This window comes from Actinoplanes awajinensis subsp. mycoplanecinus (genome assembly GCF_001509495.1).
Classification (GTDB): domain Bacteria; phylum Actinomycetota; class Actinomycetes; order Mycobacteriales; family Micromonosporaceae; genus Actinoplanes; species Actinoplanes palleronii.
This window is the reverse complement of record NZ_LLZH01000297.1, coordinates 1-26,244: the sequence shown is the minus strand read 5'-3', so window position 1 is coordinate 26,244 and position 26,244 is coordinate 1. Positions and strand designations below refer to the sequence as shown.

At 72.0% G+C, this 26,244-nt stretch carries 26 protein-coding genes and 1 pseudogene; 10 read left to right on the top strand and 17 right to left on the bottom strand.

What is annotated here, in order from left to right:
- Nucleotides 1-20: 20 nt before the first annotated feature.
- Together ADL15_RS34900 and hisC are read left to right on the top strand one after the other, a co-directional pair.
- Nucleotides 21-1,085: an RDD family protein gene (locus ADL15_RS34900; protein ID WP_067700176.1), complete on the top strand. Its 1,065-nt coding sequence runs from the start codon at nt 21-23 to the stop codon at nt 1,083-1,085.
- Nucleotides 1,082-2,164, top strand: coding sequence for a histidinol-phosphate transaminase (gene hisC / locus ADL15_RS34895; protein WP_067700174.1), 1,083 nt, complete (start codon nt 1,082-1,084; stop codon nt 2,162-2,164). The genes ADL15_RS34900 and hisC overlap by 4 nt, the downstream gene beginning before the upstream one ends.
- Before the next feature lie 397 nt (nt 2,165-2,561).
- Here hisC and ADL15_RS34890 read toward each other — a convergent pair whose 3' ends face one another.
- Nucleotides 2,562-3,782 carry an MFS transporter gene (locus tag ADL15_RS34890; RefSeq protein WP_067700172.1) on the bottom strand — a complete coding sequence of 407 codons (1,221 nt, stop codon included), beginning with the start codon at nt 3,780-3,782 and terminating at the stop codon, nt 2,562-2,564.
- 46 nt (nt 3,783-3,828) lie between these two features.
- Here ADL15_RS34890 and ADL15_RS34885 point away from each other — a divergent pair, with 46 nt between their 5' ends.
- Nucleotides 3,829-4,968, top strand: a complete 1,140-nt coding sequence (locus tag ADL15_RS34885; protein ID WP_067700169.1) for an ROK family protein — start codon at nt 3,829-3,831, stop codon at nt 4,966-4,968.
- Between the two features lie 6 nt (nt 4,969-4,974).
- On the opposite strand, the gene ADL15_RS34880 is transcribed toward ADL15_RS34885, so the two are convergent.
- From ADL15_RS34880 to ADL15_RS34855, 6 genes are all read right to left on the bottom strand, one after another.
- Nucleotides 4,975-6,123: a PQQ-binding-like beta-propeller repeat protein gene (locus tag ADL15_RS34880; protein ID WP_067700166.1), complete on the bottom strand. Its 1,149-nt coding sequence runs from the start codon at nt 6,121-6,123 to the stop codon at nt 4,975-4,977.
- Between the two features lie 33 nt (nt 6,124-6,156).
- Nucleotides 6,157-7,071, bottom strand: coding sequence for a hypothetical protein (locus ADL15_RS34875; protein ID WP_067700162.1), 915 nt, complete (start codon nt 7,069-7,071; stop codon nt 6,157-6,159).
- Nucleotides 7,072-7,255: 184 nt separating this feature from the next.
- Nucleotides 7,256-8,386 carry a hypothetical protein gene (locus ADL15_RS34870; protein ID WP_232344741.1) on the bottom strand — a complete coding sequence of 377 codons (1,131 nt, stop codon included), beginning with the start codon at nt 8,384-8,386 and terminating at the stop codon, nt 7,256-7,258.
- Between the two features lie 229 nt (nt 8,387-8,615).
- A complete protein-coding gene (ispF, locus tag ADL15_RS34865; protein ID WP_067700156.1) occupies nt 8,616-9,104 on the bottom strand; it encodes a 2-C-methyl-D-erythritol 2,4-cyclodiphosphate synthase in 489 nt (162 codons plus the stop codon).
- A 929-nt stretch (nt 9,105-10,033) separates the two neighbouring features.
- The gene (gene ispD / locus ADL15_RS34860) at nt 10,034-10,738 is read right to left on the bottom strand and encodes a 2-C-methyl-D-erythritol 4-phosphate cytidylyltransferase (protein WP_067700264.1); all 705 of its coding nucleotides are present in this window, start codon (nt 10,736-10,738) and stop codon (nt 10,034-10,036) included.
- A 46-nt stretch (nt 10,739-10,784) separates the two neighbouring features.
- The gene (locus ADL15_RS34855) at nt 10,785-11,270 is read right to left on the bottom strand and encodes a CarD family transcriptional regulator (RefSeq protein ID WP_014447856.1); all 486 of its coding nucleotides are present in this window, start codon (nt 11,268-11,270) and stop codon (nt 10,785-10,787) included.
- Between the two features lie 335 nt (nt 11,271-11,605).
- Between ADL15_RS34855 and ADL15_RS34850 the strand changes: the two genes are divergently transcribed.
- Nucleotides 11,606-12,379, top strand: coding sequence for a hypothetical protein (locus ADL15_RS34850; protein ID WP_067700153.1), 774 nt, complete (start codon nt 11,606-11,608; stop codon nt 12,377-12,379).
- A gap of 167 nt (nt 12,380-12,546) precedes the next feature.
- Here ADL15_RS34850 and ADL15_RS34845 read toward each other — a convergent pair whose 3' ends face one another.
- From ADL15_RS34845 to ADL15_RS34835, 3 genes are read right to left on the bottom strand one after another with little or no spacing between them, the layout of a single operon-like run.
- Nucleotides 12,547-13,002 carry a DUF6023 family protein gene (locus tag ADL15_RS34845; RefSeq protein ID WP_067700150.1) on the bottom strand — a complete coding sequence of 152 codons (456 nt, stop codon included), beginning with the start codon at nt 13,000-13,002 and terminating at the stop codon, nt 12,547-12,549.
- The gene (locus ADL15_RS34840) at nt 12,999-14,069 is read right to left on the bottom strand and encodes a type III polyketide synthase (protein ID WP_157441798.1); all 1,071 of its coding nucleotides are present in this window, start codon (nt 14,067-14,069) and stop codon (nt 12,999-13,001) included. The genes ADL15_RS34845 and ADL15_RS34840 overlap by 4 nt, the downstream gene beginning before the upstream one ends.
- 8 nt (nt 14,070-14,077) lie before the next feature.
- Entirely contained in the window at nt 14,078-14,830 is a 753-nt protein-coding gene (locus ADL15_RS34835) for a methyltransferase domain-containing protein (protein ID WP_067700146.1), read from the bottom strand.
- Between the two features lie 122 nt (nt 14,831-14,952).
- On the opposite strand from ADL15_RS34835, the gene ADL15_RS34830 reads away from it, so the two are divergent.
- The 5 genes from ADL15_RS34830 (at nt 14,953) to ADL15_RS34810 (ending at nt 20,685) form a co-directional block, all read left to right on the top strand.
- A complete protein-coding gene (locus ADL15_RS34830) occupies nt 14,953-15,780 on the top strand; it encodes a UbiA family prenyltransferase (RefSeq protein WP_067700143.1) in 828 nt (275 codons plus the stop codon).
- A gap of 103 nt (nt 15,781-15,883) precedes the next feature.
- Nucleotides 15,884-16,564 carry a hypothetical protein gene (locus tag ADL15_RS34825; RefSeq protein WP_067700139.1) on the top strand — a complete coding sequence of 227 codons (681 nt, stop codon included), beginning with the start codon at nt 15,884-15,886 and terminating at the stop codon, nt 16,562-16,564.
- Between the two features lie 33 nt (nt 16,565-16,597).
- Nucleotides 16,598-18,016, top strand: coding sequence for a DNA repair protein RadA (gene radA / locus ADL15_RS34820; RefSeq protein ID WP_067700136.1), 1,419 nt, complete (start codon nt 16,598-16,600; stop codon nt 18,014-18,016).
- A gap of 164 nt (nt 18,017-18,180) precedes the next feature.
- Nucleotides 18,181-19,281 (top strand): DNA integrity scanning diadenylate cyclase DisA, encoded by a 1,101-nt coding sequence (gene disA / locus ADL15_RS34815; RefSeq protein WP_373873075.1) that lies wholly within the window; start codon nt 18,181-18,183, stop codon nt 19,279-19,281.
- 336 nt (nt 19,282-19,617) lie between these two features.
- On the top strand, nt 19,618-20,685 hold the full coding sequence (locus tag ADL15_RS34810) for a hypothetical protein (RefSeq protein WP_067700130.1): 1,068 nt from the start codon (nt 19,618-19,620) through the stop codon (nt 20,683-20,685).
- Between the two features lie 387 nt (nt 20,686-21,072).
- Here ADL15_RS34810 and ADL15_RS34805 read toward each other — a convergent pair whose 3' ends face one another.
- From ADL15_RS34805 to ADL15_RS34790, 4 genes are all read right to left on the bottom strand, one after another.
- Nucleotides 21,073-21,582 (bottom strand): 2'-5' RNA ligase family protein, encoded by a 510-nt coding sequence (locus tag ADL15_RS34805; RefSeq protein WP_067700127.1) that lies wholly within the window; start codon nt 21,580-21,582, stop codon nt 21,073-21,075.
- 3 nt (nt 21,583-21,585) lie between these two features.
- Complete coding sequence (locus tag ADL15_RS34800) at nt 21,586-22,332, bottom strand: adhesin (protein ID WP_067700124.1); 747 nt, start codon at nt 22,330-22,332, stop codon at nt 21,586-21,588.
- Between the two features lie 83 nt (nt 22,333-22,415).
- Nucleotides 22,416-22,922, bottom strand: a complete 507-nt coding sequence (gene def, locus ADL15_RS34795) for a peptide deformylase (protein WP_067700121.1) — start codon at nt 22,920-22,922, stop codon at nt 22,416-22,418.
- Nucleotides 22,907-23,410, bottom strand: coding sequence for a glycine cleavage system protein R (locus ADL15_RS34790; RefSeq protein ID WP_067700118.1), 504 nt, complete (start codon nt 23,408-23,410; stop codon nt 22,907-22,909). The genes def and ADL15_RS34790 overlap by 16 nt, the downstream gene beginning before the upstream one ends.
- A gap of 21 nt (nt 23,411-23,431) precedes the next feature.
- Between ADL15_RS34790 and ADL15_RS34785 the strand changes: the two genes are divergently transcribed.
- A complete protein-coding gene (locus ADL15_RS34785) occupies nt 23,432-24,325 on the top strand; it encodes an HhH-GPD family protein (protein ID WP_067700115.1) in 894 nt (297 codons plus the stop codon).
- A gap of 161 nt (nt 24,326-24,486) precedes the next feature.
- Here ADL15_RS34785 and ADL15_RS34780 read toward each other — a convergent pair whose 3' ends face one another.
- The 3 genes and pseudogenes from ADL15_RS34780 to ADL15_RS34770 form a co-directional block, all read right to left on the bottom strand.
- Nucleotides 24,487-25,086, bottom strand: a complete 600-nt coding sequence (locus ADL15_RS34780; RefSeq protein ID WP_067700112.1) for a DUF4291 domain-containing protein — start codon at nt 25,084-25,086, stop codon at nt 24,487-24,489.
- A gap of 41 nt (nt 25,087-25,127) precedes the next feature.
- Nucleotides 25,128-25,652, bottom strand: coding sequence for a hypothetical protein (locus ADL15_RS34775; protein WP_067700109.1), 525 nt, complete (start codon nt 25,650-25,652; stop codon nt 25,128-25,130).
- A gap of 130 nt (nt 25,653-25,782) precedes the next feature.
- A pseudogene (locus ADL15_RS34770) lies at nt 25,783-26,244 on the bottom strand (ATP-dependent Clp protease ATP-binding subunit); the annotation flags it as partial.

Here is a 26,244-nt window from a genome sequence, read left to right as displayed (position 1 = left end):
TACGTGGTAAAGGTTTGCGCATGAGTTCCCTTCCCGCGGGTTGGTACAAGGACCCGGCCGACCCCATCACCCAGCGCTACTGGGACGGTGAGGGCTGGCTGGGCAAGGCCATCCCGGCCGACGCGGTCCCGCCCGACGGGCCACCCGCGGTCGAGGCGGAACCCGAGGCGGTCGTCCCACCCGAGGTGGCGCCGGCGCCCTACGCGGCTCCCCCGCAGCCGGGTCCGCCGGGCCAGCCGAGTTACGGCCCGCCGCCCGGTTACGGTCCGCAGCCAGGCCCGCCGCCTGGCTACGGGCCGCCCCCTGGCTACGGGCCGCCCCCTGGCTACGGGCCGCCGCCCGGGTACGGTCCGCCGCCCGGCTGGGTCCCGCCGCCGGGCTGGCAGCCGCCGCCCGGGGTCCAGCCGCCACCGGGCTGGCAGCCGCTGCCGCCCGGCGCCCAGCCGCCGCCGGGGTGGCAGCCGCCGCACGCCTACCTCTACCCCACACCCGAGGCTCGCCCGCACGGTCTGCCGCTCGCCGGGCTGGGCCAGCGCCTGGTCGCCCGGCTGATCGACATCTTCGCCGTGCTGGTGCTCAACGTCGTCGTCAACGGCTGGTTCGCCTACCAGTGGTGGCAGGACTTCCGGCCGATCTTCAACACGTACTACGACCAGGTCCTCGCGGACATGAAGCCGGACATGGTCCAGCCGACCGCCAAGATGCAGACGCTCCAGCTGGCCATCTTCCTGCTCGCCACCCTGCTCTGGCTGGTCTACGAGGCCCCGGCGACCAGCAGCCGCGGCCAGACCCTCGGCAAGCGGATCATGGGCATCAAGGTGGTCGGGCTGGACAGCACCGAACCGATCGGGTTCCGCCGCGCTTTCGCCCGGTGGGCGCCGATCGGCATGTGGACACTGTTCTGGTGGTGCCTGGTCGGGTTCGTGGCCCAGCTCCTGTACCTGGTGTCCCCCATGTTCGATTCGCGCCTGCGGCAGGGCTGGCACGACAAGGCGGCTCGCACCGTCGTCGTCGCGCTGCCGCCGCGCGCTCAGCAGACCGTCGAGGCCGCGCCCCGCGGCGACATCCCAGGAGGATCCGAATGACCCGGCTGACCCGCGCCGACCTGGACGCGCTGCCCGCGTACGTACCCGGTCGCAACGTCGCCGACCTGGCCCGTGACCTGGGCATCGAAGAGGCGATCAAGCTGGCCAGCAACGAGGTGCCGTACGGCCCGCTGCCCGGCGTGGTCGAGGCGGTCACCGAGGCCGCCCGGCAGATGCACCGGTACCCGGACATGGGTGTGCTCGCGCTGCGCGACGCCCTCGCCGAGCGTTTCGGGGTGGCCGCCGAGCGGGTGGTCACCGGCTGCGGCTCGGTCGCGCTGGCCGAGATCCTGGTCAAGGCGACCTGCCTGCCCGGTGACGAGGTGCTCTACTCGTGGCGGTCGTTCGAGGCGTACCCGATCATCGCGGCCGGGGCCGGCGCCACCAGCGTCCGGGTGCCGAGCACGCCGGCTCACGGGCACGACCTCCCGGCGATGGCCGCGGCGATCACCGACCGGACGCGCCTGATCTTCGTCTGCAACCCGAACAACCCGACCGGGACAGCGCTGCACAAGCCGGAGCTCGACCGGTTCCTCGCCGCGGTGCCGTCGGACGTGCTGGTGGTGCTCGACGAGGCGTACCGCGAACTCGTCACCGACCCGGAGGTGCCGGACGGCCTGGACACCTACGGCGACCGCGCCAACGTCGTGGTGCTGCGCACCATGAGCAAGGCGTGGGGCCTGGCCGGCATGCGGATGGGTTACCTGGTCGCCCAGCCCGAGGTGGCCGCGGCCATCCGCAAGGTGCTCACCCCGTTCTCCACCAGCCTGGTCGCGCAGGCCGCGGCACTCGCCGCGCTGCGCCAGGAGGCCGAGGTGGTCCGCCGCTGCGCCCTGGTCACCGCGGAACGCGAGCGGGTCACCGAGGCGCTCCGCAAGCTCTCCTTCGACGTGCCGGACAGCCAGGCCAACTTCGTCTGGCTGCCGATCGGCGACCGCACCGCGTCGTTCGCGTCGGCCTGCGAGACCCGCGGCGTCATCGTCCGCGGCTTCCACCCGGACGGCGTCCGCGTCACGATCGGCACCCCGGAGGAGAACGACGCCTTCCTGGCCGCCGCCGAAGCCGCCCTCACGGTCTGATTCCGCCCCAGACCACAACAAAGACCCTATTTGGTACGAATACCGAGCGCTCGTCCGTAGGCTACGAGCCGAGTCCCGCCCGTGAGGCCGCGCGAGACCGCAGTCCGGCCCGGACCGCCACGCGCCTCCCGGCGCGAGGCCGTGGCCGCTCCCGCTCGCAGGCGCGGCTCACGGTCCCGGCTGGGCCTCAGGGGTGTCTCCGCAGCGCGGAGACACCCCTGAGAGCCAGCCAAAGCCTGGAGCCGCGCTGCGGTCGTGAGTGGCCGCGGTCCTGCGTTGCCGTACACCGCCGGGAGGCGCGTCGCGGTCCGGAGCGGGCCGCGGTCTCGCGTCGCCTCACGGGCGGGACGTGGCTCGTAGCCTACGGACGAGCGCTCCTTATTCGTACCAATGGGGGTTAATGGGGTGCGGCGGCCTCGGCGGACGTGCGGTGGTGATCCTCGGCGCTGAGCCGGAACGGGAAGACCGACCGGGACGTGAAGACCAGGACCCCGGCCACCACCGCGAGCAACGCTGCCAGCAGCGGCAACGCACCCAGCTGGCCGTTCGTCACGAAGCGCTCCCCCACGAACGCCCCGCCACCGATGCCGATCTGGAACGCCACCACGTAGACCGCCGACGCCGCGTCCCGGGCGGTCGGCGCGACCCGCATCGGCGCCGCGCCGAGGAAGACCGGGATCGCGGTGAACGCGCCGCCCCAGACCAGCGCGGCCAGGATCGTCGGCACGGTGCCGAGGACCGGGGCGAGCAGCGCCACCGACACCGCCTGGGCACCCAGCAGGATCAGCAGCAGCTGGCCCGGGTTCCGGTCGACGTAGCGGCCGACCAGGAACGTGGTGAGCAACCCGACCGCGCCGTAGCCGAGCAGCAGCACGCTGAGCCCGGCGCCGTCCAGCCCGGCGTCCCGGCGGACCAGCGGGGCGATGTAGGTGTACGCCGCGAAGTGCCCGATCACCAGCACCGCGGTCAGCAGGCAGAGCCGCGCCACCCGGCCGTCCCGCAGGATCAGCACGGCGTTGCGGAGTCGTTCCGCGGAGCCGGCCGCCATGTCCCGGGGCAGCGGCGGCAGCTTCGGCAGCACCGCGAGCAGCAGCAGCACGCAGACCGCCCCGCCGACCGCCATCATCCCGACCGCGAAGCGCCAGCCCAGCCACTGCCCGACCGCGGTGCCGATCGGCACGCCGAGCACGATGGCCAGCGAGTTGCCCAGGAACGTCAGCGCGGTGGCCCGCCCGATCTGGTCCGGCGGGGCCATCCGGGCGATGATCGGCCCGATCACCGACCAGAACACCCCGTGCGCGAGCGCGCAGATCAGCCGGGACAGCGCGAGGACCAGGAACGTCGGCGCGAACGTCGCGGCCGCCTGCGAGACGACGAAAATCGCTACCGTGGCGGCGATCAGGGTGTGCCGGGGGACCCGCATGGTGAGCGCGGTGAGCGGGATGGTGCTCAGCGCGGCGACCACGGCATAGCTGGTCAGCAGCAGGCCCACCTGCGCCTCGGTGACGTGCAGGCCGGCCGAGATCTGCGGCAGCAGGCCGACTGGCAGGGTTTCGGCAGTGACGTAGAAGAACGCGGAGGCTCCGAGAACGACCAGCGCGGGGCGGTTGAAACTCACTCCCGCACAATAAGCTTCACTGAAGAGTAAAAGAAGGGGATCGGCTGTGACGACGCGCTCCACCGAACTGCTCCGGGTGGTGCACCGGAGCCCCGGCGTGACCCGCGCCGACGCCGCCCGGCTGCTCGGCATCGGCACCGGCGCGGCCACCGAGCTGGTCACCAAGCTGAGCCGGGCGGAGCTGCTGATGCAGGGCCCGGCCGCGCCGAGCGGCAGCCGGGGCCGGCCGACCACGGTGCTGCTGCCGCACCCGGCCGGCCCGCTCGCCCTGGCCGTCGCGATCACCCATGAGACCTGGCGGGTCGAGGCGGTCGAGCTGGGCGGCGCTCGCCTCGCGGCGCTGGGCGGAGGGCACGCCGGCGCCGCCTGGGCCGAGGTCCGCGACGCGGTCCGGGCCGCGATCGAGGAACTTCGTCTTCGGTACGGATCACGTCCGCGCGCGATCGGCGTCGCCGCTCCCGGTACGGTCTCCCGCGACCGGCGCCTGGACGCCACCACGGCCGGCTGGCTCGACGTCGACCTGACCACGCTCTGCCCGGACGCCGAAGTGTTCGTGGCCGGCAACGACGCCACCCTGGCCGCCACCGCCGAGTCCCGCCGGGGTGCCGCCACCGGCGCGGCCGTCGCGCTGTACCTGCAGATCGAGGCGGGCCTGGGCGGCGCCGTGGTGGAGGACGGCCGCCCGGTGATCGGCGCACGGGGCGCGGCCGGCGAGTTCGGGCACATGCCGTTCGGCGACCCGGCGATCCGCTGCCCGTGCGGCGCCCGCGGCTGCTGGGGCATCGCGGTGGACGGGCACGCACTGGCCCGGTCACTCGGCGAGCCGGTCCCGGTCGACCCGATCACGTACGCCCGACGGGTGATCACCACGGCGGCCCGGGCGCTGGCCGCCGCCCCGCCGTACCCGCCGGAGGTCGACGCGGTCCGGGCGGTCGCCGCGACCCTGGGCCGGGGCATCGCCGGACTGGTCAACGGGCTGGACGCGGACCTGGTCGCGCTCGGGGGCCTCGGTGCCGACCTGCTGGCCACGGTCCCCGCCGAGATCGACGCGGCGTACCGGGACGGCCTCATGTCGATCCACCGCGACACGCCGCCACCGATCGTGCCGGCCGCGCTCGGCGACGACGGCCCGATCGCGGGCGCGGCCGAGGAGGCCTGGACCGCCCTGCTGCCCCGGCTGGCCTGAGAACGCCTAGTAGGCGGCCATCAGCACGGTGTCGGTGCTGTAGTAGTAGATCGGCGACTCCGGGTCGGTCGGGCCGTCCTTGCGCAGCCGCTCAACCGCCATGTAGTGCTCCGCGATCATGAGGCCGCCGATGTCCCACTCGTCGTCCTCCTTGCCGAACGCCAGGTGGTACCGGAACCGCTCGGCGCCGGTCTGCACGTCCAGCCCGACCAGCCAGTGCTCCGGCGTCAGCAGCAGCACCGTCGTCGACGTGCCGCCCAGCACCCGCGCCTGACCGGCCCAGCTCCACGCCGGTGCGGTCCCGTCCGCCGACGCGGTCACCGCGCCGGTGCCGGCCGACACCACCAGGCCGGCCGCGACGGTGGCGTCCGGGCTGTCCAGGGCGGTCGCGCGGCGCGGGGCCGGCCCGAGCAGCCAGCCCTGTCCGGCCGCGTCCCGCAGGCCGGCACAGTTCGAGTGCGCCACCTGGCAGCCGAGCGGGGTGAACGGGCCGGCCGGCCAGTTCGCCGCGGACTGCCCGGTGGCCAGGTCATAGGCGCCGGTCGCGCAGACGTAGGCGCCGCCGGTGGTGGTGAACGCGTCAGCGCAGCCGGCCGGGAGCGTCACGCGGAAGCGCTGCGCGCCGGTGCTCAGGTCGTACCCCAGCAGGTTTTGATCCTCGGTGACCGCGACGATCCCGGCGGCGATCCGCAGACCCGGCGGATTCCAGACCACCGCGGCGCCGGTCCGGTGTCCGGCGAAATCCGGCGCGTCCGGGCCGTCCGCCCGCCAGAGGACCTTTCCGGTACGACCGTCGAGCGCGATCACCTGACCGTCGTTCCACCGGCTGACCACCGTGGTGCCCTCGGCCACCACCCCGCTCAGCTGCTCCGGCCAGCGGCGCAGCGACCAGCGGGTGGTGTAGACGGCCTTGCCGTAGACCGGCTCGTCGGCGCGCACCTGGTTCTTGGCGGCGTAGACCCGGAGCCGGTCGTCGACGATCAGCGGCGCCACCGGGATCCGCCCGGTCACGGCGGGCGCGGTGACCACGTCCAGCGGGTACGCCGCGGTCGTGGTGTCCAGCACCTCGGCCGGGCGCAGGATCCGCCAACCGACTAGAACCGTGGACAGCAGCAAGAGCGCTGCCGCTGAAGCTCGCAGCAGCACCCGGGTCACGGCCGGAAGTATTCCAGGTTCAGTCCAGCCCGATCACTCGTACCCACCGTTGATCAGTCCGAGGCGGACCAACTCGGTGAGCGGCTCCACCACGTTCGCCGCGCCGAACCCGGCGAACAGCGGCCGGACCGTGTCCCGATGGGACCGGACCGGCTCGACGAGCGGGACCGGGTGGGTGGCGGCCAGCGCCTCGGCCACGTCGGCCACCTCGCCGCCGTCCACCGCGACGAGCGTGGCGACCAGAACGTTGAGGAATCCATGGTGGGTGAACCCCGTCTCCGGGTCGGTGTGCCGGGTGGCGTGCCGCAGCCCGGCGGCCAGCTTGAAGGGCAGCTCCCGGTCGCGGCACGCGCAGATCACGGCGGCCAGCTCGACCGGGGTCGGGAACAGCTCGGCGGCCAGCCCGCCGACCCGGAACTTGGGGCCGATCGACAGGCCGGCGGCACGGGCCTCGGCGACGGTGTCAAGGGCGCCGAGCAGCCCCCAGCTGAGCGGGATCTCGGCCCAGATCCTTATGCCTTTGTGGGCAGCTGCCTCGTCAGCGGCGTGTCCGGCGGCCTCGTCAGCGGCTTGTCCGGCAGCTTCTCGGGCGGCTTCTTCGGCGGCGAAGGCTTGCAGCCTGGCCAGGCCGGGCTGGGGGTCCTCGCCGCGGCGGGCCACCGCGGCCTCGACGTGCTTGATCACCATGCCCGCGGCCCGCAGCTTCTCCACGGTCGCCGGCAGCACCCCGATCGGCAGGTCGGCGATCAGGCCGGCGGCCAGCCCGGGCAGCGGTTCGGAGCCGACCAGCGAGGCCGGGACCAGCAGAGCGCCGATCAGGCCCGCATACCACGCCCCGGCGTGCTCGCGGAACTTCGCCTCGGCGTCGGCGAGGCCGGTCGGGCTTGGTGGTAGCAGGGACGCGTCATCGACGATCCCGGCATACAGCGGAGGCACCAGCGTCGCCACGATTTCGAACCTAACGGACCATACGTGAACCGGACAACACTCCGGCTCGGCTTTCCCTCACGGCCCGCGTTTCCCGTGTTGTGCCTTGCGTCCCGGCCTTCTCGTGCTTCTCCTGCGGCCTGGCCCTTAGCGTGCTTTTCCCGCGGCCCGGCCTCCGCGTGCGGGTGGCTTTCTCTTGCGCCGGTCAGCGGCGGCCGATCAACACCACGGCTTCGGCTATCGCGGCCAGGGCCATGCAGGCCAGCAGCGTGGGCAGGCCACCGACCGCGGCATACGCCACCAGGAACAGCGGCGCGGCGAACGTCAGGTACAGCGCGGCGGCCAGCCACCGATCCCCGGACCGCAGCCGGGACAGCACCCGGCCGACCGGCTCGGACAGCCGGCTGCGGAACCAGAGCACCACGGCGACGAAGACCAGCACGCCGATCAGCCCCGCCCAGACCCGCGAGATACCCGTGCTGACCAGCGTCATCGAGGCGGTGATCACGGCGGCCACCAGGGTGCCGTTGGCGCCGTACCGAATCGTCTCGAGCACCGCGTCACCCGAGGCCGCGGAGACGTCCAGCACCGGCTTGCGCGGGCGGCTGACCGCCGGTGGCTCCGACCACTTCGGCGGGGCCGGCTTGGCCGTCTGCTCGACCGGATAGCCCTCGGGCGCCGACGCGTCCGGCGGCGGGGCGGCACCCAGCGACGCCTCCTCGGCCAGTTCCTCCAGCGCCCGGGCCCAGCGGCGGCGCTCCAACCGGACCACACCCACGTCCAGCCCGGCGTCACCGATCGCCGAGTCCAGGTCGAGCGCCTCCGCGTACGCCCGCTGCGCCAGGTCGAACAACCGCAGCCGGGCCGCGACCACGGCCAGCACCAGGTGCGCCTCGGCCTCGGTCGGCGCCACCCGGACGCCGTTCCACGCGGCGTTCAGCGCCTCCTGACCGTTGCGCGACTCACTGAGCAGCGCGGCGCCGGTCCTTTGCGCGTACGCATCCTCAGGCCACGTCCGCAGGATCTCGCCGGCGATCCCCGCCGCCTCGCCGAACCGCCTGCTGTCGGTGAGCGCCATCGCCCGCACCACGAGAGCGGGCAGCGTCCCCGGTTCCGCACCGGCGGCACGATCGGCGGCGGCCAGCGCCTCGACCGGCTGCTCGGCGGCCAGGTGGATGCGGGCCAGCGTGGCCAGCAGAGCGGACTCGTCGGGCGCGGCACTCAGCCCGGCCGCGATCTCCTCGGTGGCCTCGTCGTAACGTCCGAGGTCGGCGAGCAAGAGCGCACGCTGGCGGTGTTCCTCCGGCGTGGTGTCGGACTCCATAGGGGCGGGCACAGTCGGAGCGTAGGCGGTCTAGCTGTAAATCACATGGACCGGGGTCAGCCAGCCCCACCCGCACCACTTCCGGACCGTCCCTGGTCCAGGCCCCGTTCCCATACTTGCGCCAGAGCCCACCGACGAGGTCAAGCCTCGCCACCAGCCATCACCGCAGTCAGACAGCGCCCCTTGCCACCAGCCATCGCGGCAACCAGGTGGCAGGCCTCGCTCCCCGGCATCGCCGCAGCTAGTTGGCTGCTGGGGCCTCGTTGTAGATCAGTGCCACCGCGATGCCGGCCAGTCCCTCGCCCCGCCCGGTGAGTCCCAGCCCGTCGGCGGTGGTCCCGGAGACTGTGACCGGCGCGCCGATCGCGGCGGACAGCACCTTCTCCGCCTCCGCCCGCCGTTTGCCGACCTTCGGCCGGTTCCCCACCACCTGCACCGAGACGTTCCCGATCGCGTACCCAGCGGCACGCACCAGCCGAGCCGCCTCACCCAGCAGCGTCACCCCGGCCGCCCCGGCCCACTCCGGCCGGCTGGTCCCGAAGTTGCTGCCCAGGTCACCGAGCCCGGCCGCGGAAAGAAGGGCGTCACAGGCAGCATGCGCCACCACATCCGCATCCGAGTGCCCAGCGAGTCCCGGCTCACCGGGCCACTCCAAACCGGCCACCCAGCAGGGCCGCTCAGCATCAAAAGCGTGCACGTCAGTGCCAACACCCACCCGCGGAATGATCACCCAGCCACCCTAACCACCCACCCCGCCAGCCCATCCGAGGTCCCGTCCCGCTCCACGTTCACCACCGTGCGTGGGCGCTCGTTCAGCCTCCGCGTTTGCCGCCGGTGAGGTGGTGAGGCCCGCGATCGGTGCTGGCGAGGCGACGGGGCACCACGCGATCGGGTTCTGCGGACTCTCATCGCGTGCTGGTGGGACGACGGCGGCACGCGATCGGGTTCTGCGGACTCCCATCGCCCACCTGGGGGCGGCAGACGTCCGCGAACGGGCATCGCGTCCCCACATCGCCCCTGCGACGGCCGAGACGACCAGCCCCCACCTACTCGAGCAGCACGACGACTTCGCCCGCGGCCACTGGAACCCTCTGCACGTAAGGCCCAAACCACCTCGTGAGACGACCACAACCGCATTCGCGCTGGTGAAGGCATTCGTCACCAACCAACATGGTCCGTTCACGGTCCACGGCCGCTCACCGCGCCACCGCGCAGGCTGCAGCACGCCCAACCCCAGCTGGTTCTGGGAGGTGCCTCCGAGGCTTCAAGACACCCCTGAGGACCAGCCGAGATGCGGGAGGCGCGTCGCTCACCGCGCGTGGCTGCCCGCCGCGCTACACCGGTACACCCCCGGAAGCAACGCGCCACCAGGCCCCGGCTGGCGCTGGCGGCTGCCTCCCCGCCGCCAAGACAGCCGCCAGCACCAGCTGGCGATGTCCGGCCTCCGGCTGGCGGCATCCGGCTGGCGGTGATGGCTGTCCCGGGTTTCTTGAGGCGACCGTCAACGCCAGCAGGGCCCGGGGCCAGCGTGCAACGCGCGGTTGCCGGACACGCGGCGCGGGGTCCGGGGTCCGCGTGCAACGCGCGGTTGCCGGGCGCACGGCGCGGGGTCCGGGGTCGGCGTGCAACGTGCGGTTGCCGGGCGCGCGGCGCGCGGGGTCAGGCGTCCGGGTCGGGGAGGGTGAGCAGGTGGGTGGCGAGGGCCAGGTCGATCGGGCGGGTGATCTTCAGGGCCAGATCGGAGCCGGGGACGCAGTGGACCGGGATGCCGAGTTTTTCGACGGCGCCGGCGTCGTCGGTGTGTGCGTCGGCGGCAGCGGCGTGCGCGGCGCGCAGCACCGAAGCGCGGAAGCCCTGCGGGGTCTGCACCGCCCGGAGCACCGAGCGGTCGACGGTGCCCAGCACCGTGTCGTCGGGCGCGACTTCTTTGATCGTGTCGACGACCGGGAGGACCGGGATCACCGCGTCGGCGCCGGCCCGGACGGCCGCGGCCACCCGTTCGACCACCGAGGGCGGGGTGAGGCAACGAGCCGCGTCGTGGACCAGCACGATCGCGACCTCGTCGGGCACCACGGCGAGTGCCGCGGCCACCGACTCCTGCCGTTCGGCGCCACCCGCCACCACGGTGACCGGAGCAACCGGGCTGAGCAGGGAGTGCACCGCCTCGACATCGGCGGGCGGAGCGGCGATGACGATCATCCGGACCGAGGGTGCCGCGGCGAGCCGGCGCACGGTGTGCACGAGCAACGGCTCGCCGTCGAGCAGACGCAGCGCCTTCGGGCCGCCCGGACCGAGCCGGAGACCGGCACCAGCAGCAGGAACGACGACCGCGACGTCACCGCGAGCATTAAGCTGCGCGGTCACGTCGCGGTCGTCGTTTTTCACGTGCTGTGAGGGATGCGTCGCTGGATCAGGCCTCGGTGAGGACCTTGTCGAGCAGGACCTCAGCCTCGTCCTTGGTGCTCTTCTCAGCAAGTGCCACCTCGCCGACCAGGATGTCGCGGGCCTTGGCGAGCATGCGCTTCTCGCCGGCCGACAGACCGCGCTCGCGCTCGCGACGCCAGAGGTCACGAACAACCTCGGCGACCTTGAGCGGGTTACCGGAGGCGAGCTTCTCCAGGTTGGCCTTGTAGCGCCGCGACCAGTTGGTCGGTTCCTCGGTGTGCGGGGCACGGAGGACATCGAAGACCTTGCCCAGGCCTTCCTCGCCGACCACTTCGCGCACGCCGACTTCTTCGGCATTCTCAGCGGGCACCCGAACCGTCAGATCGCCCTGGGCGACACGCAGAACGAGATACTGCCTTTCAACGCCCTTGATGACCCTAGTCTCGATTGCCTCGATGAGTGCGGCCCCGTGGTGGGGGTAAACAACGGTCTCGCCGACACTGAAAACCATAGGTTCGAAACCCCTTTCGCTGTGTCTAGGGTAACACGCTCAGGCGACGGTGTCTCGCCCTGACGGTCACTGTTAGTGCAGCTCAGAGGCCCTGTGACGGGGCTTTCTACCGCTTGACACCAGGGCGGGAAGCTGCCTTAGTAACACAAAGTGACCAGGACGTCACGAGTCGAACCACTGAGTCGGAAATTCCGGACCTGATGGCTTTGCGAGATCAAGCGTATCGCTGAGGTCCACACTGCCCCAGCACTGGCGATGCGGCGTAGCGTGCGAGACGCTGAACGGAAGTTCCCCGACCGAAGCACGATCTGGTCGGCCAGGGGGGAGGTTGAGTCATGGCAGGCGCGAGCGACAACGGCGGCTGGCCGCCCGACGGCGGGTCGTCGGACGAATTGCCCGACCTCCCTGAGGAGTGGGGCGTCATCGTCATCCCGGACGATCTGTCCGAGCTGTCTGACGAGGTCGAAGCCGTGCGCGCGGAGTTGCACCTGGCTCCGCCGCCCAACGGCTGGCAGCGGTTCGCGCGCCGGCCCGCGGTGCGCCGGCTGCGCAAGGCGGGCACCCTGATGCTGCGTGCGCCGGTCCTGATCATCTCGATGGCAATCATGGTTACCGTGGCCAGCCTGTTCGCGTCGGCGTGGCCCGGGCCGGGGCGCCAGCCGTCCTCTCAGCGCACCTCCGCGGCCACCGCGGCCCCCACCGACAAGCTGCCCGCGCTCGAGCTGGTCGCCGCCGACGGGCGGACGGTGCCGCTGCTCGGGCAATTACCCGTGGTAGTCATCATCACGGACGGCTGCGACTGCGAGGGGCTGGTCGCCGACACGATCGCCGTGGTCCGAGCCGACATCGCGGTGGTCGTCGTGTCGACCACGGTGCCGTCGATCGCGGCCTCGCAGACTCGGCTCACCACCGCGCAGGCACCCAGATCCGACGGCAAGAACGTGCGCTATCTGCAGGATCCGGCGGGCGCCCTGCGCGACCACCTGCATCTGACGGCGCAGGACGGCACCGGCGCCGCCATCCTGGTCAACGGGACCGGTCGCATCCTGCGCACCTTCACGCACGTCCTCTCGGTCACCACGATCCAGCCCGACCTCGCCCGCCTCTGACCCAGCCCGATCTTGACGACTTGCGTCCTCACGTCGACCCGAAGTCGCCAAGATCGCGGCCAAACGAAGCAGCCACGGCAAGCGAGGCATCCGCAGCAGGCGAAACAGCGGCGGCAAGCCAGGCATCCGCAGCAGTCGAGGCAGCGGCGGCAGGCGAGGCAGGCGGGTCAGCCGATCTCGTTGCGCTGCAGCGTGTAGCGGAAGATGACCGGGCCGACCTGTTCGACCACCACCCGCAGATGCAGCTCGGTACCCACCCCGACGCTGAACACCTCCGGCGTCCGCGAACCCGAGCACCGCAGCCCGCGCCCCGAGTCGTCATCCCCGAGGCTGACCCGGACCCGGCTGTCGTCCGGTCCGGCGCACACCACCGAGACCAGGAACGCGCCGCCGTCCAGCGCGGCGACCTCGTCGTACTCGCCCTCCGCGGCCAGCGCCAGGGTGTCCGACTTCTCCTGGTCCTCGGTTTCCGGGAGCAGTTGCTCGGCGGCGAGCCGCCAGGTCAGCAGCCGCGGGTCGGACTCCACGGCGGGTTCCGCACGCCACCACCAGATCCCGCCCGCGACGACCAGCAGGACCGCCAGGCCATGCAGGATCACGCCGCGTCCCCGTTCGCCGCTCACGCTGCGACTGTAGAGAACTCGAGCAGCGCGCCGTAGAGCGTCAGTCCGGGGCCGAACGCGAGCATGACGATCCGGCGCGGCGGCTGCGGCCTACGACGCAGCGCGTCCACCACCAGGAGCACTGTGGGTGACGAACAATTTCCGTACGCCGAGAGCACACCCCGTGACGCCGCCAACGCCTCGTCGTCAAGCCCCAGGTGCTCCTGTACGACGTCGAGGATCTTCGGCCCGCCCGGGTGCACCGCCCAGCCGTCCACCTCCCCGATGGTCAGCCCGTGCCGTCCGAGCAGGTCCTCGACCAGCCGGCGCACGTGTACGGAGAGCACCGCGGGCACCTCCGGCGACAGCCCCATCCGGAAGCCCAGGTCGGTGACTTCCCAGGTCATGTGCCCGGCCGTGGTGGTGTCGGTGACCGCGGCGACCTCTCGTACGGCGTATCCGGCGCCGGGTCCCGGTCCTGGCGTGAGCACTGCCGCGGCCGCCGCGTCGGAGAACAGCGCGTGCGAGACGATCTGCTGCACGTCCGCGGCGCCGGTACCGGCCGGCTGCATGTGCAGGCTGGTCAGCTCGGTGCAGAGCAGCAGCGCCGGGCGTCCCCGGGCGACCACGAAGTCACTCACCGCACCCAACCCCGGCAACGCGGCGTAACAGCCCATGTGCCCGACGAAGAGCCGTTGTACGTTCGGTGACATGCCCAGATCCCGGGCGAGCAGGATGTCCAACCCGGGCGTGGCGTAGCCGGTGCACGAGCAGACCGCGAAAAGTCCCAAGTCGGACGCGGCGCGTCCGGCGTCGGCCAGCGCCCGCTCGGCGGCGGCGCGGCCCAGCGGCACCGCCTCGTCCTGGTACCGGCGCATCCGGCGCTCGGTGGACCAGCCGGACACGTCCTCGAGCAGCGGGCTCACCGCTGCCTGGCGGGTGATCACCCCGGAGTTCGCGAAGATCCGCCGGGCCAGCCCGGAGCGGCCGCCCGCGTAGTGCTGCGCGAAGAACCCCTCCCACAGGTCGTCCTGCACCGCGGACGGCGGCAGCGCCACACCCAGCCCGGTGATCACCGCCGCCGGCACGCCGTCACCTACCACTGTGCACGCGAGGCGAGCGGAGCGAGGCGAGCGGCGGCCTTGCGTCCGACACCCTGGTAGAGGACCGCGGTGGAGAAGGTGGTCACCATCCGGCCGAGAGGGCGGCCGTTCGGCGTACGTCGTAGGGCAAGCCACCGCACCAACCCGCCGGCGCTCGGCCGCAGCCCCCGCACCGCCAGCCGCACCCCGTGCCGCGCGAACTCCGCCCGCAGCCGGCGAGGCGTCACGAACAGCGCCGGGTCGTGCAACCCGACCGGCGCCACCCCGGACCACTCGCCAAGGGTCACCGTGATGAACCGGCTGAGCGCCGTGTCGTTCACGGTGTCCAGCACGACGAGACCGCCGGGCCGGAGAACCCGGCACAGCTCGGCCACCGTGCCGCTCAGGTCGGTGACGTGCTCCAGGATCTCGCCGGCCACCACCACGTCGGCGATGCCGTCGGCGAATGGCAGCACCGACACGTCCGCCACCACCGGCAGCACCCCCCGTTCACCGGCCAGGACCAGCCCGGACCGGCGCAGGTCGACGCCGACGTGCCGATAGCCCAGGTGCCGCACGTGCGGGGCGAGCAGGCCACCGCCGCACCCGGCGTCCAGCAGGACCCGGCCCGGCGCGGCGGAGGGCGGGATCAGCTCGGCCCGGGCGGCGGCGAGCCAGTGCAGCAGCTCGAACCCGCCGCCGGGACGCCACCACTCGCCGGCCAGGTCGTCGTACTGGCACGGATCGTTACGCCGCATCGACAGCATGTGATCGAGACTGACACGGTTGGCGCGCGACCACCACCGGAGAGCGCCTGGCTGTGCGAAACCGGACGATCACCGGGTGCACCCCGTGGCACGAAAGCCCGGTCACCCGCAGACTGCAGGGCATGTCCCGTGCGCTCGCCCTGCTGCGCTCGTCGCACCCGGAACCCGGCGCGGCCGTCACCGCGGCGATGACGCTGCTCGCCTTCGGCGCCGGGCACCGCGGATGGCGGCTGCTCTGCGTGGGTCTGGCGGTGGCCGCCACCCAGCTCGCGGTCGGCTGGGTCAACGACTGGCTGGACGCCGACCGGGACCGTCGTACCGGAAGGCTCGACAAGCCGATCGCGAGTGGCGCGGTGTCCGGTCGTACCGTGGGAATCTCGGGTTTGATCGCGGCCGTGGCCGCGCCGGTGGTGGCACTGCCGCTCGGCGCGCTGCCGGCCGAGACCATCGCCGTCGCCGCGGTCGTCGGCCTGCTCTACGACTGGCCGCTGAAGTCGACGGCCCTCTCGGTGCTGCCCTACCTGGTGGCTTTCGGACTGTTGCCGGCGTTCGTGGTGGTCGCGCTGCCCGGGCATCCCGCGCCGCCGGCCTGGCTGGTCGCGGCGGCCGCGCTGCTCGGCGCCGGAGCGCACTTCGCCAACGTGCTGCCCGACCTGGACGACGACGCGGCGACCGGGATCCGCGGCCTGCCGCACCGGATCGGCGCGGGCGCCTCCCGGCTGGCCGCCGCCGTCCTGTTGCTGGCCGCGACCGGCACGCTGGTCTTCGGACCGCCCGGAGCGCCGTCGTGGTCCGGGTGGGCGGGCGCCGCGGCCGCCGCCCTGGTCCTGCCGATCGGTTGGTACGCGGCTCGGCGCGCCCGGGGCCGCCCGGTCGCGTTGTTCCGTGCGGTGCTGGTGGTGGCGCTGATCGACGTCCTCCTGCTGATCTTCAGCGGGCCGGTGGTGTGAACCCCGGCGAACGGCGGGACCGGATGGATGGGTCGGCGCACACGGCCGTTTGCCGCCCACTAGGCTGATCTCACACCTTGGTGTCGCTATTTGGAGGATCGTGATGCGCTCGCTGGGAACCCGTCGCGCCGCCCTGGTCGCGGGTGTCGCCACGACCGGGATCATCGCGCTGGCCGGTTGTTCGGCCGGCCAGGTCGCCGAGACCGCCATCCTTAACACGCCGATTGCCGGGGTGAACGCGGAATCCGCCGATGGCAGCGTGTTCGTGCGCAACGCCCAGGTGGAGTACAACGGCATCGCCGGCTACAAGAGCGGGGCCAACGCGCCGCTCGAGCTGAGCCTGTTCAACCAGACCGAGAAAGAGGTCACGGTCTCGATCACGAGCGCCGCGATCAAGCAGCCGCAGGTCGTCTCGGCGGCTCAGGTCGGCTTCGTGACCGAGGCTCCGCCGGTCAGCGCGCCGGCCGTCTCGACCTCCGCCTCGGTCTCCGCTTCGCTCGAGCCGTCCGCTCCGGCGCTGCCCACCAGCACGCCGACGCCGACGGTCACCGCCGCGCAGATCAAGATCGCTCCGCTCGGCTCCGCGGTGTACCAGCCCGATGATGCCGCCAAGCTGCAGCTGATCAAGCTGAGCGACGACCTCAAGCCGGGTGAGAAGGTCAACCTGGTCTTCTCGTTCAGCAACGGCGCGGCCGACCTGACCATCCAGGCGCCGGTCGCGGTTCCGGGCACCCCGGCCTCCCGTGGGCCCGCCGCTGAGGGTGAGAACACCGAGCACGAGTGACGTTGTGTCGTACCGGGCGGCTAACTTGGCCGGGTGACCACACGCACCAGTGCCAAAGCAGCCCGGCCGGCCTACGTCTGCGACGCCTGCGGCCACCAGCCACCCAAATGGCTGGGCCGCTGCTCGGAGTGCGGTGAGTGGGGCTCGATCATCGAGTCCACGGTCACCGTCGGCGCTACCGGCCGGGTGGTCAGCTCCCGGATGCCGTCCGAGCCGGCCCGACCGATCTCACAGATCAGCGCCGCCCCGGCAAAAGCCGTGCCGACCGGTGTCAGCGAGCTCGACCGGGTGCTCGGCGGTGGTCTGGTGCCCGGCGCGGTGGTCCTGCTCGCCGGTGAGCCCGGCGTCGGCAAGTCGACCCTGCTGCTCGACGTCGCCCAGCAGTGGGCCAGCGGCGCCGGCACCCCCTCGCTGGTGGTCAGCGGCGAGGAGTCGGTGAGCCAGGTCCGGCTGCGGGCCGAGCGGCTCGGCGCCTTGCACGAGCGCCTCTACCTCGCCGCCGAAAACGACTTGGGTACGGTGATCGGCCACCTCGACGCGGTCAAACCCGGCCTGCTGGTGCTCGACTCGGTGCAGACCGTGTCGGCGCCCGGCACCGAGGGCGTCCCGGGCGGGGTGACCCAGGTCCGCGCGGTGACCGCCACGCTCGTCGCGATCGCCAAGGAGCGCGGCCTCGCCGTCGTCCTGGTCGGCCACGTCACGAAGGACGGTCAGGTGGCCGGCCCGCGCGTGCTGGAGCATCTGGTCGACGTGGTGCTGCACTTCGAGGGCGACAAGCACTCCTCGCTGCGCCTGGTCCGCGGGGTGAAGAACCGGTTCGGCGCGGCCGACGAGGTGGGCTGCTTCGAGATGCACGAGGGCGGCATCACCAGCCTGCCCGACCCGTCCGGGCTGTTCCTCACCCGCTATCAGGAGCCGGTGCCGGGCACCTGCGTCACGGTCGCGATGGAGGGCCGGCGGGCGCTGGTCACCGAGGTGCAGGCGCTGATCGGCGCCGAGGTGCAGGGCTCGCCCCGGCGCACGGTGTCCGGGCTGGACAGCGCACGGCTGGCCATGGTCCTGGCGGTGCTGGAGCGGCGCACCAAGCAGCTCAAGCTCTACAACCGTGAGGTGTTCGCGGCCACCGTCGGCGGCATCCGGCTGACCGAGCCGTCCGCAGACCTGGCGATGGCCCTCGCGGTCGCGTCCGGTGGGCTCGACCTGGCGATGGCGCCGACCCTGGTGGCGATCGGCGAGGTCGGGCTGACCGGCGAGATCCGCCGGGTGGGCGCGGTCGGCCGACGGCTGGCCGAGGCGGCCCGGCTAGGTTTCAAGGTGGCCCTGGTGCCGCCGGGTTGCGGTGACGGCGCCGAGGGCGGCGCGCCCAAGGGCATGCGGGTGATCGAGGTCAGTGACCTGCGGTCGGCGCTGCAGAACGCGGCCAAGGCTTCAGCCAGCCACAGCACGAGGTGACCCAGAGTGACGAATCATCACGCTACGGAGCATTCATCGAACCATGCCTCGTTGCCCGGGAGGAAGGTTCGTAGACTGTACCGGTGCCGCTCGACCGCGATGGTTCCAAGTCCGCAGCCAGTTCAACGCCGCGCCCCGGCGTCAACGGCGCGGGCCACCGTGCGGTGGCCCCGTTGACCGGCGTCGGCCTCACCGGGGGCGCCAGTGATCCGATCCGGGCCAACCTCGCCCTGATGGCGCCCGGCACCGCCCTGCGCGACGGGCTGGAGCGGATCCTTCGTGGCCGCACCGGCGCGCTGATCGTGCTGGGTTATGACGCGGTCGTCGAGCAGATCTGCACCGGCGGCTTCCCGCTCGATGTGGAGTTCTCCGCCACCCGGCTGCGCGAGCTGTGCAAGATGGACGGCGCCGTGGTGCTCTCCAGCGACGGCACCCGGATCGTCCGGGCGGCCGTGCACCTGATGCCCGACCCGTCCATCCCGTCCGAGGAGTCCGGCACCCGGCACCGCACCGCCGAGCGGGTGGCCAAGCAGTCCAGCTACCCGGTCATCTCGGTGAGCCAGTCGATGCACATCATCGGGCTGTATGTGAACGGTCAGCGCCACGTCCTGGACGACTCGGCCGCCATCCTGTCCCGGGCCAATCAGGCACTGGCCACCCTGGAGCGCTACAAGGCCCGGCTCGACGAGGTGTCCGGCACACTCTCCGCCCTGGAGATCGAGGACCTGGTCACCGTCCGCGACGCGGTCGCGGTGGTCCAGCGACTGGAGATGGTCCGCCGGATCGCCGACGAGATCTCGGGGTATGTGGTCGAGCTGGGCACCGACGGCCGGCTGCTCGCCCTGCAGCTCGACGAGCTGATGGTCGGCGTCGACTCGGACCGGACCCTGGTCATCCGGGACTATCTGCCGACCGGCCGCAAGGCCCGCACGCTGGACGAGGCCCTGGTCGAGCTGGACCTGCTCACCGCGACCGAGATGATCGACCTGATCGCGGTGGCCAAGGCGATCGGATATCAGGGCGCCTCCGACGCGCTCGACTCGGCGGTGTCACCGCGCGGGTTCCGGCTGCTGGCCAAGGTGCCACGGCTGCCGGCCCAGATCGTGGACCGGCTGGTCGATCACTTCGGGAGCCTGCAGCGGCTGCTCGGCGCGACGGTGGAAGACCTGCAAGCCGTCGAGGGTGTCGGGGACGCCCGGGCGCGTGGCGTCCGGGAGGGGCTGTCCCGGCTGGCCGAGGCGTCGATCCTCGAGCGTTACGTCTGACCGCAGTCGGCATGACTCTGCGTCATTGCCGACTCGTTGAGGTGAATTCTGCCATCAATTTTTCGGACTTGATGCCGGATAGATGCCACACACGGGACAAAGCAGGCGCATTTTCCCGACGGTCGACACTACTCACCGTTACAGCCCCTTCCGCCGCAGCCGGACGGCCCCTAACCTGGTGATCGCCGCGGACACCTTCGTCGCGAGCACCCAGATATTGGGGAGATGGATCCGGGCCGAGCGTCAAATCGGTCACCGCTTGGCGGCCCGGGGAGTCAGTGGTGAGACCGCCCCCGACCCACTCTTCAGTTGGGGGCCACTGCCTTGCGCCGGTTCATGCTCATTCTCGGTGGCGCTGCCATCGCCACCACCGCCCTCGCCGGCATCGCACCGGCCGCCTACGCCGGCGGGACCGGCGAGTCGTGTGTCAGCGCCGCGGACGCCACGTATCGGCACACCTTCGACGGCCCGGCCGGCACCGCGACGATCACCGCGGTGAAGCCGCTCTGCGCGGGCGAGACTCAGGACTTCTCGCTGGTGTCGTACACGGCGCCGAAGAAGACGTACGCGGTGCCGCAGTTCGTCTACGACACCGAGACCGCCCGGGTCGACGCCGGCCACCGCAGCGTCTCGCTCGACGTCCGGGTGCCCGGCTGCTTCACCCAGGTCGACACGATCTTCGGCTCCGCGGTGCTCGACGAGATCACCGGCAGTGGGACGGCCTACGGCAACACCAAGCTCGGCTCGTCGGCCGGCCCCGGCAGCCGGTCCAGTGGCGGCAGCGCCTGGTACAACGGTGGCGACGGGGTCTGCGCGCCCCGCCCGGCGGTGACCTTCGGCAGTGACTGCGAGGGCGAGCTGCACATCCGGCTGGCGAACGGCGCGGACGCGACAGTGGACGCGGTCTTCGTGGTGGACGGCAAGCGGATCCGGGTCCGGCCCGGCCAGTCCGTCGAGCGCACCGCGGACGCCGGGAAGCCGGTGACGATCCGGGACAACAGCTTCCACACCAGCACCGGCACCTGGTCCAAGCCGGCCGGCTGCGACACGCCGCCGGTGCCGCCGACGACGGCTCCGACCACCACCCCGAGCTCCCCGTGCCCGTCGGTCACGCCCTCAGCGTCGGCCTCGGTCACCCCGTCTGCCTCGGTGACGCCGTCGTCGGTCACGCCGTCGTCGTCGGTCACGCAGTCCGCGCCGGTGTCGCCGTCCGCCTCGGAGAGCACCGGTAGCACCGGCACCACGCCGAGTGCCACCACGACCACCGGCACCCCGGACGCGTCCCTGCCGCTGACCGGCTCCAACCCGGCCGGGCTGGCCCTCTACGCGCTCGGCTTCCTGCTCGTCGGCGGCGGGATGGTCGCGATCAGCCGCCAGGTCCGCAAGAGCCGCCCCACCGCCTGATCAGTTCCACGTGATGCGGAGGCCGTGGGACGGCCTCCGCATCCGCGCGTCCAGCGCACGGCCCGCACCCGAGAGGCCGCAGCGCGCCTCACGACGCCGGCTGGTGCTCAGGGGTGCCTCAGCGCCCTGGAGGCACCCCTGAGCGCCAGCCGGAGGCCGTGCGCGACTTGCACGCAAGGCCCCGGCAACACCTGGCCGCTGCGCGACTCGCTAATTCGGCTGGTGCTCAGGTTTGCCTCAAAGCTCTCGAGGCAACCCTGAGCGCCAGCCGGCGAACGACGATTCGTAAATGATCAGCGCTATTAACGTTGCCAATTACTTTCAAACCGCCCACACGGCCAGAAAGCCCCACCACTAAATACCAATAAATCCGGCAGAGAGCCGCCCTCAAACCGGCTGCGCGATCCCGTTCACATGATCGGCAATCGCCGCACCGGTCACCGTCGCGGTAAGCGGGAGAATCTCCAGACAACGGCGAATAGCCGGCGCCATCATCGGGTTCGGCACCCGCATCGAGATCGTGCAGTGCGGCACCCACCGCCCCGGCTGATAGTGCTCCCACAGCTCGACCCCGCCGGCCGCCAGCCGCTCGTGCACCAGCCGGTGATGCTCCAGCAGCTCCGCGGTCGCGGTCACCCCGAGCCACAGCACCCGGCCGACGAACTGCCCCACGAAGTCCATCCGCAGGGTCAGCCCGCGGCCGACCTCCAGCCCTTTCAGGGCCGCTGCCGCCGCGTACGGATCAATGGTCCTGGCGGCCGCGAGCGAGACGTGCGGCCGGTGTTTCTGATGCAGCTCCCCGAGGCTCGGGATGCCCTCGGCCTCGAGGGCGCGCCACAGCGTCCGGACCCGCCGCGTCGCGTCGACGTCCAGATAGAGCTCGAGTGCGGCGACCAATCGTCAGGACGTGATCGTCACGACGACCGGCGGGGCACTGATGATCCCGTCGAGCCGGCCGCGCAGCTGGTATTCCCCGGCGGCCGGCGCGGGGCCGGCCGGAGCCGCGCCGCTGCACGCCGAGGACTGCCGGCCGTTCCAGGTCACGTTGAAGGTCTTCTCAGCGCCCGGTGCGAACGTGGCCACGTCGCTGCCCTTGGTCGGGCTGCACTTGTCCGACGACCAGTACTTCTGCACGCCCTGCTCGAGGTAGAGCTCCTGCGGGTCGGCTCCGACGTCGCGGGTGCAGGTACGCGTACCGATGTTCTTGATCGTCAAAGTGATCGCGAGCGGGACACCGCGCTTGACCTTGGTGGCACCCGGCACCGGAGTCACCTGCATCTCGGCGTCGGTGCAGGCGTTCCCGGCCGCGTTGACGCCGGTGTTCACCCCCGGCGCGGTGGTCTGCAGCAGATCGCCGGGATCCGGGGCGGCCGACGACTTCACCGGATCGGGATCCGGGTACGCCTGGCCACCGGGCGGCGCCGAGTCGAGCAGCCCGTCGTCCGGTGCCGGCGAGGCCGACGCGCTGGACTTGTTCGGCGCCGGCGTCGGGAGCTGGGACGACGCGTTCTTGGTGTTGGGCTTGTCGTCGTCCCCGTGGGAACACGCGACAAACCACACGATGATGCCCAGCAGCAGGGCGCCGAGCACGACCACACGCCGCCGCCAGTAGACCGCGGGTGGGAGGGGACCAACCGTCGCACGCATGATGTGGCCCACCGTAAACCCGGACACCCGCGACGGCGGTGCGCGACGCGCCGGGCGACCGCCACCAACTCGCGGATCATTCGTTATAGGTAGACCTTGCGGACGTGAATCGCGTGCGCACCGGCCACGCGATCGAGGAACAACTTTCCGGCGCAGTGATCGATCTCATGCTGCAGGGCTCGTGCCTCGAACGCGTCGGTAGTGATCGTGATCGACTCGCCGGTGCCCGGCCGCAGCCCCTCGACCACCACCCGGGCGGCCCGTTTCACGTCGCCGGTCAGGTCGGGCACCGACATGCAGCCCTCCCGGCCGGGCCGCCAGCGGCTCGCCTCGACGACCTTGGCGTTGCAGAGCACAAACGCGCCGTGCGTGGTGACCGCTTTCGGATGCCCGGTCACGTCCACGCAGAACACCTGCGCGGACACGCCGACCTGCGGCGCGGCCAGGCCGACACAGCCGGGTGAGGCCCGCATCGTCGTGATCAGGTCCGCGGCCAGCGAGACGATCGCCGGGTCGGCCGGGTCGACCTCGTCGGCCGGCGTGCTGAGGATCGCCGCGGGGGCGGTCAGCACGTTCACAGCAGCTCCGATTCGGCGCGCCGCATGGTGATCTCGACTCCCAGCTCGGCGGCGGCCACCGCGAGCTGCTCGGCCAGTTCCTCGGCCCGCTCGGACGCCAGGTCCACCTCGGCGACGAGCACGTAGAGCGGCCCGGTCAGCCGGGTGGTGAGGTCGGTGATGTTGCCACCGGCCCCGGCCACCACCCGGGTCACCGCGGCCACGATGCCGAGCCGGTCCGCGCCGTGCACGCTGACCAGGTAGGGCGCGCCGGGTGTGGCCTGGTCCGACGGCTCGACCTGCCGGACGGTGGCGAGCAGCCCGTCGCCCAGGACGGTGAGCGCCCCGGTGGCCTCGTCGGCGGACACGCCGGTGCAGACCAGGGTCATCGCGAAGTGGCCGCGCAGCCGGGTCATCGTCGAGTCGGTCAGGTTCGCGCCGACGTCGGCGAGCGCCTCGGCCACGTCGGCGACGATGCCGGTCCGGTCCGGGCCGATGACGGTGATGGCGAGCTCATGCACCCGCCTACAGTAAGTCCTGTTATGACTCTCGCCGACGAAGCCATCAACTGGTACGACACCAACGCCCGCGACCTACCGTGGCGGCAACCGGAAACCACTCCTTGGGGTGTCCTGGTCAGCGAGGTGATGCTCCAGCAGACCCCGGTGGTCCGGGTGGAGCCGGCCTGGCGGTCCTGGATGACCCGCTGGCCGACACCTGCCGCGCTGGCCGCCGATCCGCAGTCCGAGGCGATCCGGATGTGGGGGCGGCTCGGCTATCCGCGCCGGGCGATGCGGTTGCACGCCTGCGCGATCGCGATGGTCGAGCGGCACGACGGCCGGGTGCCGGACGACCTCGATCAACTGCTGGCGCTACCCGGGGTGGGCACGTACACCGGCCGGGCGGTGGCCACGTTCGCGTACGGCCAGCGACATCCGGTGGTGGACACGAACGTGCGCCGGGTGGTCTCCCGGGTGGTCGAGGGCAAACCGGACGCCGGTCCGGCCACCACCGCGGCCGACCTGGTCGCGATGGAGGAGCTGCTGCCGCCGGACGCACCCCGCGCGGCCAGGGCCAGCATCGCGTTCATGGAGCTCGGCGCGATCGTCTGCACCGCCCGGTCGCCGAAATGCGTGGACTGCCCTTTTCATCACGTCTGCGCGTGGCGACTGACCGGCGAGCCGCTGCCGGCCGGCCCGAGCCGCAAACCGCAGCGCTACGCCGGCACCGACCGCCAGGTCCGCGGCCTGCTCCTGGAGGTGCTGCGACACGCCACCGGCCCGGTCCCCCGCCAACGCCTGGACCTGGTCTGGACCGACGAGGTGCAACGCGCCCGCGCCCTGTCCGGCCTGGTTGAGGACGGCCTGGTCCAGCCACTCGGCGCCGACTTCATCCTCACCGGAGACGCACCCAGGGGCGACATCCAAACCCTTTGACGGTACGACCTGAAGGTCCCCGAAAGCGGCTGCCACGTCCCGTGGCTGATCCGCGAGGAAGTGCCGGGTCACGATCGCTGGGCGACCGCCGGGGTGTATCCCGGGTCGAGGCCGGCTGTCCCGCGCCTGTCTCCGGCCGACCCGGTCCGTGGTCTCGGGGCCTACCCGGCCTGGACCGGGTCGGCCCCGAGCCGCTCCCCGATCGCCGCCGGCAGCGGGTACACCGTCTCGACCGGCAACAACGCCGCCGCACCGGCCTCGTCCCCGCCGGCCAGCCGACCCCGGATCTCCCGCGCCAGCCCGGTCACGTCCACGATCCCGGTCACCCACTCGTCCACGTACCGCGGCACCGTCGCGCCACCGAGCCCCACCTGCAGCGACCGGTACGGCAGCTCCCGCAACCGCAGGTCCCGCTCCGGATCCCACTGCACCCGGGCCGGCGCCGCCTTCAACTCCCGCCGCCAGGCCACCCGGTCCGCGTGCACACCGCGTACGTAGTGGCTGAGCGCGGCCCGCTCCAGCGCCCACTCGAACCCGTCCCGCTTGATCGTCACGGCGAGCACCCGCTCCTGGCCCTCCTTCATGGCCCAGCCGCAGCGGTACATCATCCACAGGAAGGACGGCTTGATCCACGTCATCCGGTCGGTCTTGAACGGCGGCACGAACCGTCCGGCCCGCACCGCCGGTTCCGCGATGGCCGGCGAGTATGCCTGGTAGACGGTGATCGTGTGGGCATCGTGGACCGCCCGGATCTGACGCATCCCCACATGATCGGCGGCGGCGGCCCGATCCGCGATCGCATTTAGATCTGTCGTAGCCAGCCCACGAAGAGCAGCGCCCCCGCCGTAGCCGCGGCGATCACCACCGGCAGCACCCACGCGCCGCCCGGCGCCCCCGCCAGCCGGCCGGTCCAGCGCCGGTGCAGTGCCGCGATCCCGGCCAGCGCGGCTAGCCCGGCCGCTGCGAACACGGCACCGACCAGGAAGTGCGCCGCCCAGGCGCCGGCCCGGGTCGGCCCACCCCACGAGGTGTCATATGGTCCCGGGTCGACCCACCCGTAGCAGACACCCCGGGCCACGAAGAAGACCTGCACGGCGAGCGGGATCACCGCGAGGATCCCGAGCAGCAGCCCGACCAGCGCGTTCCCGGCGGCCGGACCGAACCGGGCGGGCAGGGCGGGCGGTGGTCCGAGCCGGCTCTGCCAGCCGTTGGCGAGCCGGACCGCGGTGGTCGGCCGCCCGAGCACGGCCAGTCCGAGGCTTGCCGCACTCACCACGGCGAGGCCGGAGCAGTAGAGCACGGACTGCGCGAGGCGATGCGTCGTCATGGATCGGACGTTATGGATAGCTCCGGCCGCCTGTCATCACTCCGGAGTGCTACCTGCCCGTCGTACCCGGGTATGACAGGAACGGCCCGGCTGCGAGCAGCCGGGCCGTTCCCATCGTGCGTCTAACCGATCATTCCTCGCTGGTGGCGGTGGTGCCGAGGTCGGCCGGCACCGTCTCCGGCACCGCGCCCGCCTTCTCGGCGCCGCGGAAGACCAGCTTGGACTTCTCGATGTTGGACGGGTCGCCCTCGCAGTCCACCACGACGATCTGGCCGGGGCGCAGCTCGTTGAAGAGGATCTGCTCGGACAGGGTGTCCTCCAGATCGCGCTGGATCGTCCGGCGCAGCGGCCGGGCGCCCAGGACCGGGTCGAAGCCCTTCTTCGCCAGGTACTTCTTGGCGTTGTCGGTCAGCTCGAGACCCATGTCCTTGTTCTTCAGCTGCCCCTCGATCCGGGCGGTGAAGATGTCCACGATCTGCAGGATCTCCTGCTCACGCAGCTGGTGGAAGACGATCGTGTCGTCGATACGGTTCAGGAACTCCGGGCGGAAGTGCTGCTTCAGCTCGTCGTTGACCTTGACCTTCATCCGGTC